Origin of the sequence: Devosia sp. LjRoot3 (assembly GCF_964252865.1) — a bacterium.
Lineage (GTDB): Bacteria > Pseudomonadota > Alphaproteobacteria > Rhizobiales > Devosiaceae > Devosia.
In genome coordinates, this window is the sequence record NZ_CAXUPK020000004.1 from 305265 (window position 1) to 319531 (window position 14267).

18 protein-coding genes are annotated in these 14267 nt (G+C 62.2%); 8 read left to right on the top strand and 10 right to left on the bottom strand.

The window, feature by feature from the left end:
* The first annotated feature begins 20 nt into the window (after nt 1–20).
* Nucleotides 21–269: a hypothetical protein gene (locus tag ACSQ2A_RS16180; RefSeq protein WP_436073065.1), complete on the top strand. Its 249-nt coding sequence runs from the start codon at nt 21–23 to the stop codon at nt 267–269.
* A gap of 3 nt (nt 270–272) precedes the next feature.
* On the opposite strand, the gene ACSQ2A_RS16185 is transcribed toward ACSQ2A_RS16180, so the two are convergent.
* The 3 genes from ACSQ2A_RS16185 to ACSQ2A_RS16195 are packed head-to-tail and all read right to left on the bottom strand — an operon-like array spanning nt 273 to nt 2058.
* Nucleotides 273–560 (bottom strand): GNAT family N-acetyltransferase, encoded by a 288-nt coding sequence (locus ACSQ2A_RS16185; RefSeq protein WP_436073226.1) that lies wholly within the window; start codon nt 558–560, stop codon nt 273–275.
* A gap of 2 nt (nt 561–562) precedes the next feature.
* On the bottom strand, nt 563–1516 hold the full coding sequence (argC, locus tag ACSQ2A_RS16190) for an N-acetyl-gamma-glutamyl-phosphate reductase (protein WP_436073066.1): 954 nt from the start codon (nt 1514–1516) through the stop codon (nt 563–565).
* A gap of 56 nt (nt 1517–1572) precedes the next feature.
* Entirely contained in the window at nt 1573–2058 is a 486-nt protein-coding gene (locus ACSQ2A_RS16195; protein ID WP_436073067.1) for an SRPBCC family protein, read from the bottom strand.
* Nucleotides 2059–2182: 124 nt separating this feature from the next.
* Between ACSQ2A_RS16195 and deoD the strand changes: the two genes are divergently transcribed.
* The 3 genes from deoD to ACSQ2A_RS16210 are packed head-to-tail and all read left to right on the top strand — an operon-like array spanning nt 2183 to nt 3906.
* Complete coding sequence (deoD, locus tag ACSQ2A_RS16200; RefSeq protein ID WP_436073068.1) at nt 2183–2893, top strand: purine-nucleoside phosphorylase; 711 nt, start codon at nt 2183–2185, stop codon at nt 2891–2893.
* Complete coding sequence (locus ACSQ2A_RS16205; protein WP_436073069.1) at nt 2890–3513, top strand: hypothetical protein; 624 nt, start codon at nt 2890–2892, stop codon at nt 3511–3513. Before deoD ends, ACSQ2A_RS16205 begins: the two co-directional genes overlap by 4 nt.
* 30 nt (nt 3514–3543) lie before the next feature.
* Complete coding sequence (locus tag ACSQ2A_RS16210) at nt 3544–3906, top strand: DUF1304 domain-containing protein (protein ID WP_436073070.1); 363 nt, start codon at nt 3544–3546, stop codon at nt 3904–3906.
* Nucleotides 3907–4073: 167 nt separating this feature from the next.
* Here ACSQ2A_RS16210 and ACSQ2A_RS16215 read toward each other — a convergent pair whose 3' ends face one another.
* Nucleotides 4074–5465 (bottom strand): M20/M25/M40 family metallo-hydrolase, encoded by a 1392-nt coding sequence (locus ACSQ2A_RS16215; protein WP_436073071.1) that lies wholly within the window; start codon nt 5463–5465, stop codon nt 4074–4076.
* Nucleotides 5466–5615: 150 nt separating this feature from the next.
* On the opposite strand from ACSQ2A_RS16215, the gene ACSQ2A_RS16220 reads away from it, so the two are divergent.
* The gene (locus ACSQ2A_RS16220; protein ID WP_436073072.1) at nt 5616–6392 is read left to right on the top strand and encodes a FadR/GntR family transcriptional regulator; all 777 of its coding nucleotides are present in this window, start codon (nt 5616–5618) and stop codon (nt 6390–6392) included.
* On the opposite strand, the gene ACSQ2A_RS16225 is transcribed toward ACSQ2A_RS16220, so the two are convergent.
* A complete protein-coding gene (locus tag ACSQ2A_RS16225; RefSeq protein ID WP_436073073.1) occupies nt 6389–7450 on the bottom strand; it encodes a helix-turn-helix domain-containing protein in 1062 nt (353 codons plus the stop codon). The genes ACSQ2A_RS16220 and ACSQ2A_RS16225 overlap by 4 nt on opposite strands.
* Nucleotides 7451–7610: 160 nt before the next feature.
* On the opposite strand from ACSQ2A_RS16225, the gene leuD reads away from it, so the two are divergent.
* Together leuD and ACSQ2A_RS16235 are read left to right on the top strand one after the other, a co-directional pair.
* On the top strand, nt 7611–8216 hold the full coding sequence (gene leuD, locus ACSQ2A_RS16230; RefSeq protein WP_295412986.1) for a 3-isopropylmalate dehydratase small subunit: 606 nt from the start codon (nt 7611–7613) through the stop codon (nt 8214–8216).
* A gap of 9 nt (nt 8217–8225) precedes the next feature.
* The gene (locus ACSQ2A_RS16235) at nt 8226–8615 is read left to right on the top strand and encodes a RidA family protein (RefSeq protein ID WP_035085205.1); all 390 of its coding nucleotides are present in this window, start codon (nt 8226–8228) and stop codon (nt 8613–8615) included.
* 86 nt (nt 8616–8701) lie between these two features.
* Here the strand turns inward: ACSQ2A_RS16235 and ACSQ2A_RS16240 are convergent, their stop codons facing one another.
* On the bottom strand, nt 8702–8989 hold the full coding sequence (locus ACSQ2A_RS16240) for a hypothetical protein (RefSeq protein WP_436073074.1): 288 nt from the start codon (nt 8987–8989) through the stop codon (nt 8702–8704).
* Nucleotides 8990–9135: 146 nt separating this feature from the next.
* Nucleotides 9136–10089, bottom strand: coding sequence for a homocysteine S-methyltransferase family protein (locus tag ACSQ2A_RS16245; RefSeq protein ID WP_436073075.1), 954 nt, complete (start codon nt 10087–10089; stop codon nt 9136–9138).
* Nucleotides 10090–10331: 242 nt separating this feature from the next.
* Between ACSQ2A_RS16245 and leuB the strand changes: the two genes are divergently transcribed.
* Nucleotides 10332–11432: a 3-isopropylmalate dehydrogenase gene (gene leuB, locus ACSQ2A_RS16250; RefSeq protein WP_436073076.1), complete on the top strand. Its 1101-nt coding sequence runs from the start codon at nt 10332–10334 to the stop codon at nt 11430–11432.
* Between the two features lie 257 nt (nt 11433–11689).
* Here the strand turns inward: leuB and rpsP are convergent, their stop codons facing one another.
* The 3 genes from rpsP to ACSQ2A_RS16265 form a co-directional block, all read right to left on the bottom strand.
* Nucleotides 11690–12052, bottom strand: a complete 363-nt coding sequence (gene rpsP / locus ACSQ2A_RS16255; RefSeq protein WP_295412976.1) for a 30S ribosomal protein S16 — start codon at nt 12050–12052, stop codon at nt 11690–11692.
* Between the two features lie 36 nt (nt 12053–12088).
* Entirely contained in the window at nt 12089–13672 is a 1584-nt protein-coding gene (gene ffh, locus ACSQ2A_RS16260; RefSeq protein ID WP_295412974.1) for a signal recognition particle protein, read from the bottom strand.
* Nucleotides 13673–13869: 197 nt separating this feature from the next.
* Nucleotides 13870–14244 carry a class I SAM-dependent methyltransferase gene (locus ACSQ2A_RS16265; RefSeq protein WP_436073077.1) on the bottom strand — a complete coding sequence of 125 codons (375 nt, stop codon included), beginning with the start codon at nt 14242–14244 and terminating at the stop codon, nt 13870–13872.
* Between the last annotated feature and the right edge of the window lie 23 nt (nt 14245–14267).

Sequence of the window (14267 nt, forward strand, 5' to 3'; positions counted from 1 at the left end):
GATCTGCGCTACAATGGGGCATGGACCAGACAGAGCGTCGGCTTCGACCCAGAGAGAAAGTCCGCCTTGATGCTACCCTCGTGCTCGAGGATGGCCTCGTCAGACTGCCCGCCCTGTTGCGCAATGCCTCGCCCTTTGGCGCCAAGATCGAAATGCTGGAAGATTGGCCGACGCCCGAGCGCTTTTACGTGCTGTTCGGACATCGGCTGGAACTGTGCCGCGTCATCTGGCGCGACGAGCGGCTGATGGGCCTCGCCTACGAGGACTGAGCCTCAAGCCAGAAGGTCGTTCCATTCGGGATGACGGCGGAACTGCACCACGACATAGGGGCAGATCGGGGTGATCTTGAATCCTTCGGCCCGCGCATCGGCAATGGCGGCCTTGACCAGTTCAAGCGCAATGCCGCGACCTTCATATTCCTTGGGCACGCCGGTGTGGTCGACGATGATGCGGCCATCATCGCGGCGATAGGTCATTTCGGCCTCGGCGCCGGGCGCCAGGTCAATGACGTAGCGGCCGCGGGTTGGCCCTTCTTCGCGCCGGATCTTGTAATCCGCCATGGTCACGCCGCAAGGCTCTCGGCCGCCGAAACGCCGAGCATGAGATTGAGGTTCTGGACGGCAGCGCCCGAAGCGCCCTTGCCCAGATTGTCATAGACCGCGACCACGGCGGCCTGGGCGCGCGCGTCGTTGGCAAAGACATGCAGGGTCAGCGTATTGGTGCCGTTATGCGCCTGCGGATCGAGCGCCGGGCTCTTGCCGAGCGCCGGATCATAGGGGGCGACCTTCACAAAGCCGTCCTTGATGCCGGCAAAATGGTCGGCAATGGCGGCGTGGATTTCGGCGCCGGTCGGGATTTTTGCCAGCGTACCCAATTGCAGCGGCAGGGCCGTGGTCATGCCCTGGGCGAAATTGCCGACGACCGGCTCGAACAGCGGCTCGCGCTTGAGGCCGGTGTAAAAGGTCATTTCCGGCACGTGCTTGTGCTGGAAGGTCAGGCCATAGGGCATGAACTGGCTCGCTTTGTCGCCCCCGGCCACGTATTCCTCGATCATCGGGCGACCACCGCCGGTATAGCCGGAAATGCCGTGATAGATGACCGGGTGATCGGCCGGGATGAGGCCGGCAGCGATCAGCGGCCGCAGGCCCGCGATCAGGCCCTGCGGCCAGCAGCCGGGATTGGCGACAAAGCGCGCAGTGGCGATCCTGTCGGCCTGGCCCTTGTCCATTTCGGCAAAGCCATAGGCCCAGTTGGGATCAACGCGATAGGCGGTCGAAGCGTCGATGATGCGGGTCGTGCCATTGTCGATCAGCCTTACGCTTTCCTTGGCGGCCTCGTCGGGCAGGCAGAGGATGGCGACATCGGCCAGGTTGAGCAGGCGCTTGCGCTCGTCCTGGTCCTTGCGCTTTTCCGGCGCAATGGAAATGACCTCGAGATCGCGACGGCCAGCCAGGCGCTCGCGAATCTGCAGCCCCGTGGTTCCAGCTTCCCCGTCGATAAAGATCTTCGCGACCATGTCCTTGGCTCCCGCGCAAAATTGCTGGTGTTAAATGGGGCTCAGGCCCCGCGCCGTCAAGCGTCTAGCGCGGGCAGAATATCACGCCGCTCGATGACATCCTCTATGCCGGAGAGAAGGGCGATCCAGCCTTTCTCGGTCTGGGGCAGCCAGTCTTCCCACTGAGCATCCATGGTGTTGTAGAGCGTGACCACGCTACCCGGCCCGTCTGGCTCGGGCTCGATGATCATGCACACGATACTTGGATCGTCCTCTTCGCTCTCGTCGACAATCCAGGAGAAGGAAATCTTTGTGGGGCGATCGAGCGCCAGAAACGTGCCCCAGTGACGCGCCTCGCCTCCCTCGCGCTCGTCGACAAGGATGAAATTGCCGCCGACGCGGGGATCGAGTTCTGCTTGTGTCGCCCGGCCTGCCAGGCCGGACCGCTTGAGCCAGGCGACCTGCCAGCGGCGGGCGAGTTCGGGATCGACGAAGACATCGAAGACCCGTTCGGGACTGACGCGGAAACGATGCGTGACTTTGGCTTCGATTCTATCGGACATCGTCGACCTCCGGGCTTTGCTTTCAATAGAATGCGCGGGCGGGGACGGCCGTTCCGTGCCGAGGATTGTCAAGGCGGGCGACCAGTGGCAATGCTCGGTGGCATTGGGAACAGAGGAGATCAGCATGACCCCGCACAATCACGCCAAAGAGGGCGACTATGCCGAGGCCGTGCTGCTGCCCGGTGATCCCTTGCGCGCCAAATGGATCGCGGAAACGTTTTTCGAAAATCCAAAACTGGTCAATTCGGTGCGCAATTGCCTTGGCTATACCGGTACCTGGAAGGGCAAGCCGGTTTCGGTGCAGGCCTCGGGCATGGGCCAGCCGTCGCTCTCGATCTATGTGCATGAGCTGATCAACGTTTACGGCGCCAAGACCCTGATCCGCGTCGGGACCTGCGGTGGGCTCAATGCCAAGGTGAAGGTGCGCGACGTTATTTTGGCCCAGGCCGCTTCGACCGACAGTTCCATCGTCAAGGGCCGGTTCGGGGCGTTCAATTTCGCGCCCATCGCCGATTTTGGTCTTCTGCGTTCGGCCGCTGATAAGGCCGATGCCAAGGGCCTAAAATTCCACGCCGGCAACATGCTGTCCTCGGACATTTTCTACCATGCCGACGGCTTTGCCGGTTACGACAAGCTGCCCGACCACGGCGTCATCGGCGTCGAGATGGAAGCGGCGGCGCTTTACACTCTGGCTGCCCGCTTCGGGGTGAAAGCGCTCACCATCTGCACCATGACCGATTGCCTCATTACGCACGAGGAAATCAGCGCCGATGCGCGGCAGACCTCGCTCAAGGACATGGTCGAGCTGGCGCTCGACGTGGCGGTGGAAGCGTGACGATCGCCGATCGGCTGGCTGGCGCGCTGGACCGCCGCGACGAGGAGCCCAATGTGGCCCTGGCCGAGGAACTGGCCAATTCGGGCGACAAGCAGGGCATTGCCGAACTGGTGGAGATCGTGCGCTCCGGCACGGCGCGCCAGCGCAACGATGCGATGAAGGTGCTTTACGAGATCGGCGCGCGCAGTCCCGATCTCATCGGCTATTATTGCCCTGCCTTCATCGATGCGCTGGGGAGCGGCAATAATCGCCAGGTCTGGGGCGCCATGACGGCACTCGATGCAGTGGCCGAAATCCGCGCTGATGAAATCGCGGCGGAGCTGCCCAAGGTGATCGAGGCCGCCGACCGGGGCTCCGTCATCGCCAAGGATCGCTGCACCTCGCTGCTCGTGAAACTGGCCCGCTCGGGCTATGCGGAAAAGGCAGTGCCAATCCTGGTCGAGCGGCTGAAGGATGCTGCGCCGAACCAGTTTCCGACCTATGCCGAGGAAACGGCCAGCGTCATCACGCCGGAAGAAAAGCCGGGCCTGCTCGCCATTATTCGCGAACGGCTCGATGGCATGATGCAGAAATCCAAGCGCGACCGCATGGAAAAGCTGCTGCGCAAACTCAATGGCTGACGGGCCGACAACAACCAGGAGGGACCGAGCATGACGCTCGTTGCCAATGTGCTGACCGGGCTCGTCGCCCTGATCCATATCTATATCGTGCTCTTGGAAATGGTCTGGTGGACCAGCCCGCGCGGCCAGAAGGCGTTTGGCCTGACGCCGGAATTTGCTGAGCAGACGAAGGTCCTTGCCGGCAATCAGGGGCTCTATAACGGTTTTCTTGCTGCCGGCCTGATCTGGGGTCTTGTGCACCCCGACTCGGTCGTGGCCTGGCAGATCAAGCTGTTCTTCCTCGCCTGCGTGGCCGTTGCCGGGATTTACGGCGCTGCGACGGCCAGCCGGAAGATCCTGTTCATCCAGACAGTGCCGGCGGTGCTGGCGATTATCGCGCTGGTCTTCGCTTAGCTCTAAAGCGGCGCCTAAGCACACCGAGCTTATTTTCCGTCGTCGCCACCGGGCTTGTCCCGGTGGTCCACGCCATCCGCAGGCTGGCAGGCTTCCCCAAGATGGATTGCCGGGACAAGCCCGGCAATGACGATGGGTGGGGTAGCGGTAGCACGCCAGAAGAAGCCTTACTTCGACAGCGCCGCCAACACGTGCACCCACGAACGAATGCCGCGATGAAAACTGTCGAGGTCGTATTTTTCGTTGGGGCTGTGGATCTGGTCGTCCACATGCGCGAAGCCGATGAGCAGCGTGTCGAGGCCAAGGATGGACTTGAATTCGCCGGCAACCGGGATCGACCCGCCTGAGCCGGTGATCACGGCCTGCTTGCCCCATTCAGCCGAAAGCCCGGACAGCGCCTTGCGCAGGAATTCGCCATCGGCCGGTACGGTGATGGCGGGCGACCCGCCATGCGGGATGAATTCGACCGAGCAATCGGCCGGGATCATTTTTTCCACATGGGCGCGGAAGGCGGCACGGATCTTCTTGGGGTCCATGCCCGAAACCAGGCGGAACGAAATCTTGGCCGAGGCCTTGGCGGGAATGACGGTCTTGAAACCGTCGCCGGTATAGCCGCCGCTCATGCCGTTGATCTCGCAGGTCGGGCGCGACCAGAGCATTTCGAGAACGGAACGGTTCTGCTCGCCGGCCGGCACGGAAAGGTCGACGCTGCCGAGGAAGGCTTTTTCGTCAAAGCCCAGACCCTGCCACTGAGCCTTGAGTTCGGGCGAGATTTCGGCGACGTCGTCATAAAAGCCCGGCAGGGTCACCGAACCGTCGGGGGCGCGGAGGCTGGCGATGATTTCGGCGACCACTTGATTGGGATTGCGCGCCGCATTGCCGAACATGCCGGAGTGAAGATCCTTGTCGGCAGCGGTGACGACGATCTCGTCGGCCACAAGGCCACGCAGCATGGTGGTGATCGACGGCGTCTGGCGATCCCACATATCGGTGTCGCAGACGAGCGCAATGTCGGCCTTCAGCTCTTCGGCATTGTCGCGCATGAAGGGCGGCAGGTTCTTGCCGCCGGATTCTTCTTCGCCTTCGAGCATCAGCGAAACCTTTACCGGCAGGCTGCCGGTGACGGCCTTATAGGCGCGGCAGGCTTCGATGAAGGTCAGCATCTGGCCCTTGTCGTCCGAGGCGCCGCGGGCAACGATGATCTTGCGGCCCGAAGCGTCTTGCTTGATCTGGGGATCGAAGGGATCGGAATTCCACAGGTTCAGCGGGTCGACCGGCTGCACGTCATAGTGGGCATAAAACAGCACATGCGGGCCGGCCTGGTCGGGACCATGGGCGACGACGACCGGATGGCCCGGCGTCGGGCGGGCGCTGGCGGCAAAGCCGAGGTCGTTCAGTTCCGTCGCCAGCCAGTCCGCTGCCTTCTGGCATTCGGCCGCGAAAGCGGGGTCGGTCGAGATCGACTTGATGCGCAAAAGATGAAAGAGCCGATCGAGGCTTTGGTCGAGGCCCGCATCCACGTGAGCAAGAACGGCATCGAGTTGGGCTTGGTCGGTCATGGTAAAATCCTGCGGCGAATTCACGAAATTTGCTGGGCGCACCATGGCGAGCCCAAGCCGCTCTGTCCAGCCTCGGGTGGACGCCCAATATTGTCATACTTATCTGCCTGTGCTTAGGTCGCCCGACCATTCGGCAAGGAGCCATCCAGCATGGATCGATCAGGCGGCAGAGCGCGCCATTCCGGCGACCTCATCGCTGCCCTGTCGGGCCGCAATCTGGCGCACAACCTGCATTCCGACGTGCTCTGGGACATGGGCTTTGCCATTGTCTCGGGCCAATATGCGCAGGGCTCGATCCTGCCGCCCGATACGGAACTGCTCGATCGGTTCCGCGTGTCGCGCACGGTGTTGCGCGAGGCGCTGAAGACGCTGGCGGCCAAGGGCCTGATCGAAGCGCGGGCGCGCATCGGTACCCGTGTCTTGCCGCGCAATCGCTGGAATCTTTTTGATGCCGATGTGCTGGCCTGGCATTTTGAGCTGGGGCCGGAAGTCAGCTTCCTGCAGAGCCTTGCCGAAGTGCGCATCGGCATCGAAATCGAAGCGGCTGCACTTGCCGCTGAGCGGCGCACCGACGAGCAGGCAAAACTCCTCCTTGCCGCGGTGGACCGCATGGCAGCGGCGAGCACGCCGGAGGATTTTGCCCGGCATGATCTCGACTTCCACAAGGCGGTGGCCAATGCATCCGGCAATCCCTTCATGGCCTCGATCAGCGCCCTGGTGGAAATGGCCCTGACGGCGGCCTTCACCATTTCCTCGCCGGTCAATGAGCCCGAGGCCTTGGTCCAGACGGTCGCCGTGCATCGCGCCATCGCCCAGGCCATCCTCGACAAGAACCCGCAGGGCGCGCGCGAATCCATGCGTATCGCCATTGCCGAAGGCTTTGCCCGCGCCGCGGGCCGCATGGAAGGTGTCGGAACAGGCGCCTAGAGCGAGATGGCGAGCTTTCCTGTCAGGGTGCGGTGAAAGGTTACCCCGCCCTTGGTAAGGGCTTGGGTCAGCCGCTCCGCGGTGCGCCGCCGCGCCACTTCAATGACCGGCGCGGTCGCTTCCTCGATCCGCATGATGGTCGACGCCGAAACGCCCGACTGTTCGGCCAGCACCGGAATGGTCCAGCCCAGAAGATTGCGCGCTGCGCGCAAGAGGGGACCATTGAGCAGTTCTTCGCTCGCCGCCGCATTCGCTTCGAGCCCGCCGCGCCCCGGTTCGACAAGGGTTGTCAGCCCCAGCCATTCGATGGTTTCCCCCGTCTCGTTGAGGACGGGCTGGCGCACGGTGCGCATGGGAACATATTGGCCCGGCGCCCGCTCGACGCGCGCTTCGGTGACGCTTTGTCCGGGGTGATCGAGGCCGGCAAGCACCTGGGCCCGGTCGTCCGGATGCACGGACGAAAACCAGCTGTCGAGGGTAAAGAGCGAGGTGTCGGGCAGGTGGGCGTTCTCGGACTGCTTGACCCGCTCGATCACCCTGCCATTGGGCGAGCTGAACCAGGCAAGGTCCACATCGAGCCGCTCGAGCACAGCCCGCAGGCGCTGGCGCATGAGCACCAGGTTCTTTTTGAGACTCTCTTCCTCGGTGCGGTCGAGCACGCAGATGATCCAGCCTACCGGTCGGCGCGCTTCGTCGGCCATGCGCTCGAAACGCATTTCGAGGCGCCGCTCGGTGCCATCCTCGCGCAGGATGCGCAGATCACGCCGGGTCGGCAGCGTATCGCGCATCAACATGTGAAAGCTCTCGATCAGACTGGCCCGGTCGTCGGGATGGGTGCGCGCCTCGATGAATTCAATGCCGATCGGCTGGCCCACCTGATCGAGCGTCCCCGCCAGAACAAGCAGGCCATCGGACGGCCGCACCTTCCCATCAGCGAAAGACAGGGTAAAAAAACCCACGCCTGCCATGGTTTCGAGCGCCCGCAAAAGCTGGCGTGATGTCGGCTGATAGGATTTCGTCTGGCCAAGTTCAGGCACAGGAGGCACTGGTCCCTGCATCACCCGCCCCCCCGAGCGCAAGTTGAAGGTAAGACCGTTCAGGGCGTCAGGAGTAGACAAACGGAGTGCCTGAGGTCAAGCGCCGAACGCTTTCGTCCAGAGCCGACTTGACCCCGACCCCGGTTTGGCCCAAAGACCCAAGGCAAAGCGAGGTTTTCCGATGGAAAAATTCACCACATTGACGGGTGTCGCGGCGCCGTTGCCGATCATCAATATCGACACCGATATGATCATCCCCAAGCAGTACCTGAAGACCATCAAGCGGACCGGCCTCGGCACCGCCCTGTTTTCGGAAATGCGCTACAATGAAGACGGTTCGGAAAATCCCGAATTCGTTCTCAACAAGCCGGCCTATCGCCAGGCGAAGATCATCATTGCCGGCGACAACTTTGGTTGCGGCTCCTCGCGCGAGCATGCCCCCTGGGCGCTGGCCGACTTTGGCATTCGCTGCGTTGTTTCCACCAGCTTTGCCGACATCTTTTATAACAACTGCTTCAAGAACGGCATTCTGCCGCTGGTGGTTTCGGCCGAGCAGCTCAAGCTCCTGCTCGATGATGCCGAGCGCGGCTCGAACGCGACGCTGACCGTGGATCTCGAAGCCCAGACCATCAAAGGTCCGGATGGCGGCACGCTGCATTTCGATATCGACCCGGCGCGCAAGCACATCCTGCTCGAAGGTCTCGACGATATCGCCGGCACGCTAAAATCCGATCCGGCCATTTCGTCCTTTGAGGGCAAGATGGCATCCGCGCGGCCCTGGCTCTAAGGACGAAAAATGGTTCAACGCGTTTCTACCGGTTCGCCCTTTGAAGCGACCTTTGGCTATTCCCGTGCCGTTCGCCACGAAGACACGGTCTATGTGTCGGGCACGACGGGCTACGATTATTCGGTCATGAAGATGCCCGAAGGCGTCGGCGCCCAGGCCAAGAATGCCCTAGCCACCATCGACAAGGCGCTCAAGGAAGCCGGCTCCTCGATCGAGGACACGGTTCGCGTCGTCTACTATGTTGGCGACCGCTCCTATGTGGATGAAGTCGTCGCCGCCGTCGGCCCGGTCTTCAAGGACATCCGCCCGGCTGCCTCCATGCTCATCGTGGCGATGATTGAAGAAGGCATGAAGATCGAAATCGAAGTGACCGCCCGCATCGGCGCCGCCAAGAGCTGATTCTTTTTCACGACCAGAAAATGCAAAAACAGCGCTCTCAAAGGGAGCGCTGTTTTTTTTGTGCCTTTGCCCATGGGGCAAAAACTTTAGCGGGTGGAAACCATCAGGTGCGCCGGGCGCGGTAGCGGCACGGGAGCCACGACCGCTGGTTTGCTGCCGAGCGACAGGCCCGGAGTAAGAACCATCGGGGTCGGGAAAATCTTGTCGCACTCGTTCATGCCGGTATTGGCGCAGCTCTGGGCATGGTTGCCCTTGTTGCAGGCGGCAATGACGCGGTCGTAACATTCGGGCAGGGACTGCACGCCGGCAAAGGCCTGGACGACGCCCACGGTGGTGATGGCGGCAAAAGCGGTCAGGCGGATCAGTTTGAGCATTTTGGTTCTCCTCGTTTGCGCCGGCCCCTCGCCGGCTTCGATGACCCGCCTTTTGTCCTCCTTGCCTTGAACGCCTCGTGATCTCGATGTTCACAGTGTGTTAACCAATTGGGGACGTGGACGCGTGCTCGGCTACAGGTCGAACGCTATTCCGGCACGGCTGGCAGACACACCCGGCATATGGCGTCGATATGCCGATGGTCGGTTCCGCAACATCCGCCGATCACCCGAATATTGGGCAGCAGGGGCAGCAACCGCTGATAGCGCTGCGCCAGATCCTGCCAATCCCCGATGTCGAGTTCGGGGCTCTCGTCGAGTTCGGCGTGGCTCTTCATCGAGGCATTGACCCTGAGGCCGCCGATCCGATCCACCCAGTCGCCGCCATGGCGAATGGTGCTGGCGAAATGGATCGGGTGCACGCAATTGATCATGTAATAGGCGGGGTAGGCGTTGGTCGCCTCCTCGACCGCCGTGATGGCCTCTCCCAGCGGCTTGCCGCCGGGCAGGTGCCCATCTGTCTCAAGCGTAAAGGAAATGACGCAGGGCAGGCCGGCCTCTTCCGCAAGACGCGCAACGCCAATCGCCTCGGGCACATTGGTGAGGGTCAGGATTGTCACGAGGTCCGCCTTCGCCTCGGCAAAGGCCGCGACCTGCGGGGCGTGATAGTCGAGCGCTTCTGCAATGCTCATCACCCCATCATATTGCCAGGCGTCGCGCCGCGGCCCCATGGCGCCACTGACGAGGGTCGGAACACCGGCCGCTTCGAAGTCCCTGGCGATGTCGCGGCACAGCTCGACCGCCCCGATATTCACGCGGCGAAGCCTGTCCGCGTCATAGCCAACCATCGCCCCCCAGTCCGGATTGGCCCGCCAGGTATTGGTGTCGAACACAAAGCCATGTCCGGCACGGCGCGCAATGTCGAGATAGGGCGCATAATAGGCTCGCAAGGCCTCGGGACCGCCTTCGCGATCGAGCAGTTCGAAAACCGTGAAGTAAGGAAAATCGAACCCCTCATTGAAGATGAGATGGGTTTCGATGCCGCCATCGGCGACAAACATCCTGCCTTGCTGCTGCGGCAGTAGAGGTACCGAACCGGTCATGGAGAACTCCCCTTGCGGTCACCCGTTCCGCAAGCGGCCCATCAATGCGCGCCGCCGGGAACCGAGGCTTGCCTAATGCTCACCGCATGAGCCTAGCAGAGGCCGAGGGATCACGCTCCAAATCTCTGGAGACCTAGGCCTGACGATTCCGCGCGGACGGTCCTTGCGCAAACTCCCCAAAACCCGCTATGTCGGCACCAATTCAAGGTGTACCCACCAGTACGGCGAGGAGTTTTCCAGAAATGGCCACCCATTCCCTCTTTCTTCTGCCCGGCGACGGCATCGGCACGGAAATCATGGTCGAGGTCGAAAAGATCATCGCCTGGACCAATGCCGAAGGCCTGACCGATTTCTCGCTCGATCGCGGCCTTGCTGGCGGCGCAGCCTATGACAAGCATCAGGTAGCCATCACCGATGAAGACGTCGCCAAGGCCAAGGCCGCCGACGCCGTGATCTTCGGCGCCGTGGGTGGTCCCAAGTGGGACAATGTCGCCTATGAGCACCGCCCGGAGGCCGCTCTCCTGCGTCTCCGCAAGGAACTGGCCGTGTTCGCCAACCTGCGCCCAGCCATCTGCTATCCGGCGCTGGCCGAAGCCTCCTCGCTCAAGAAAGAGCTGGTTGAAGGCCTCGATATTCTCATCGTCCGCGAACTGACTGGCGGCGTTTACTTTGGTGAGCCGAAAACCATTACCGATCTCGGCAATGGCCAGAAGCGCGCCGTGGACACCCAGGTCTACGAAACCTACGAAATCGACCGCATCGCTCGCGTCGCCTTCGATCTCGCCCGCACCCGCAAGAACAAGGTGCACTCGGCCGACAAGAAGAACGTGATGAAGTCGGGTGTGCTCTGGGACGAAGTGGTCAAGGGCGTCGCCAAGGACTATGCCGATGTGGAACTCCACCACATCCTCGCCGACAATGCCGCGATGCAGCTGGTGCGCACGCCAAAGCAGTTCGACGTCATGGTCACTGATAACCTCTTTGGCGACATCCTCTCCGACGTCGCCGCCATGCTGACTGGTTCGCTGGGCATGCTGCCCTCCGCCTCGCTCGGCGCGCCCGATGCCTCTACCGGCAAGCGCAAGGCTTTTTATGAGCCCGTCCATGGCTCTGCCCCAGACATTGCCGGCAAGGGCATTGCCAACCCGATCGCGATGATTGCCTCGCTCGCCATGGCGCTGCGCTACTCGTTCAACATGATCGAACTGGCCGACAAGGTCGAAGGCGCCATCTCGGCCGTGCTGAGCGATGGCCTGCGGACTGGGGATATTGCCCAGGACAACCGCAAGACCATTGGTACCGAAGAAATGGGTGCCGCGATTCTGAGCAAGCTCAAGGCTTGACGCCCTCCCGAAGGGCAAATCGCTCCGGTGGAGCGATTTGAGGCGGCAAGGCCATGAGCGCTATGCGCGAATGGCGGGCAGCCTCGCCCACCCTTCCATCGTCACCACCGGGCCTGTCCCGGTGGTCCATGCCTCCTCGAGGTGGATTGCCGGGACAGGCCCGGCAATGACGACGATCTGGAATGAAGCGCAACAAAAAAGCCCCGGTCGCGAGACCGGGGCTTTTTGTATTCCAGGGACCAAACGATCCCGAAAAATTACTCGGCAGCGCCTTCGGCGGCAGCGGCGGCCTTGGCGGCCTTTTCTTCAGCACGTTCCTTGGCCTTTTCGCCGGGAACGGCCTTTTCCGGGTTGTTGCGCGGTGCGCGCTTCAGCAGGCCTGCAGCGTCGAGGAAACGGGCAACGCGGTCGGTCGGCTGGGCGCCAACGGAAACCCAGTGCTGAGCGCGTTCGGTGTTGAGCACGACGCGGTTTTCAGCGGTCTTGTCGAGCAGCGGGTTGAAGGTGCCGAGCTTTTCGATGAAGCGGCCATCGCGCGGCGAACGGGCGTCAGCGATGACGATGTGGTAGAACGGGCGCTTCTTGGTGCCAGCGCGGGCAAGGCGGATCTTGAGGGACATCTTTTGTTCCTAAGGGTGTCGGTTGAAAGTTCGGGGTTATTTCTTCTTGCCCAGGCCCGGAAGGCCAGGGAAACGGGGAGCACCGCCGAGGCCGGGAAGGCCCGGACCACCAGCGGATTTCAGAAGCTTGTTGACGTCGGTAGGCAGCTTGTCGGTCATCGGCAGATCGGCCGAGGGCAGGCCCTTGAGCTGGTCCGGATTGATGCCGGCCTGACGAGCCATCTGTTCGAGCTGCTTGGGGTCCATCTTGGAGAGGTCGGGCATGCCACCGAGCATGCCGCCCATCTTGCCGCCGAACATGCCGGCCAGCGATCCCATGCCGCCCTTGGATACCTTCTTCATCATGTCCGCCATCTGGCGGTGCTGCTTGGACAGCTTGTTGATTTCCGAGACTTCGACGCCGGCGCCCGCGGCAATGCGCTTGCGGCGCGAGGCATTGAGCAGGTCGGGATTGGCCCGCTCTTTCTTGGTCATGGAATTGATGATGGCGATCTGACGGTCAAAGACCTTCTCGTCGACATTGGCCCCGGCCATGGCCTTCTTGATCTGGCCCGCGCCGGGCAACATGCCCATCAGGCCGCCCATGCCGCCCATCTTCTTCATCTGCAGCAGCTGGGCGCGCAGATCGTCGAGGTCGAAGGAGCCCTTCTTGAGCTTCTGCGCCATTTTCTGGGCGTCTTCGGCCGTGACGTGCTCGGCGGCCTTTTCGACGAGCGAGACGATGTCGCCCATGCCCAGAATACGGTCGGCAATGCGCGAGGGATGGAAATCCTCAAGCGCATCCATCTTTTCGCCGACGCCGATCAGCTTGATCGGCTTGCCGGTGGCCGCGCGCATGGAAAGCGCTGCACCACCACGGCCATCGCCATCGACGCGGGTCATGACGATGCCGGTCACGTCGAGACGCTGGTCGAAGCTGCGCGCGACGTTGATCGCGTCCTGGCCGGTCAAAGCGTCGACGACGAGCAGGATTTCGTGCGGCTTGGCGATCTCCTTGATGGAGACCGTTTCGACCATCAGCTCTTCGTCGATATGCGTACGGCCGGCAGTATCGAGAATGAGAACGTCATAGCCACCAAGACGGCCTTCGCGCTCGGCGCGGCGGGCAATTTCAACGGGGGTTTCAGTCGCAACGATCGGTAGCGTATCGACGCCGACCTGTTCGCCGAGCACACGCAGCTGCTCCATGGCGGCCGGGCGGCGGGTATCGAGGGAAGCGAGAAGAACCTTTTTCTTCTGGCGATCCTTCAGGCGCTTGGCGATCTTTGCCGTGGTCGTCGTCTTACCAGAACCCTGCAAACCCACCATGAGCAGGGTGACGGGCGCTGGCGCATTGAGATCGATGGTGACGGCATCGGAGCCGAGAACGGCAACCAGCTCGTCATTGACGATCTTGACGACCTGCTGGCCCGGGGTCACCGAACGGGTGACTTCGGCACCCACAGCACGCTCGCGGACTTGCTCAACAAAAGCGCGTACAACTTCGAGCGAGACGTCAGCCTCGATCAGCGCCCGGCGGATTTCGCGCATGGCCGCATCGACATCGGCAGCGTTCAGCGCGCCGCGTCCACGAAGACCATCGAAAATTTTGCCAAGCCGGTCTGAGAGGCTCTCGAACATACTATTTCCTTTTCGCTCGCGGAGACGATCTCCGGAGAGATAAGTACCAAAAGGCCAAACGCAAAACCCACCCGCGGGCGCAACGCGCTGGCGGATGTTGGCCTCCGGGATCGTGGTACCCGTTTGGGGTCCCGGTCGGCTGGTCAGGAGCAAAAGCCTGATGAACAGGGGGCGTTTATGACAGATGCTCTATTGAGTCAAGGAAAGTCCGGCAAATCTGCCGCGGAAAGCGGGGTGGCATCGTCGATGACAAGCACGGCCCCTGGCGTGAGTACTGCCCTGAGCCGACCCAAGGCCTGGGCTTCGAGCTCAGGGTGACGTCCGTCCAGCGCGCCCACCCGCATGGCAAAGGCGAGATCGAATTGCGGTTCGCCTCTCTCGAGGACGAAATCTTCCATCGCGACGCAGCGAAAGGCGAGCCTGCCGGTCGCGATCTCCTCCTCTGAGCCGGCAATCGCCGCCGCGATGGCTTTTTCCGAGCGGTCGATGGCAAGGATCATTCCTGTTTTGAGCTTCTGGCTGACAAGCCGCGCGGCGACACCGGGGCCGCAGCCGATTTCCAGCACCCGCATATTCCCGTCTATGGGCAGGGCAG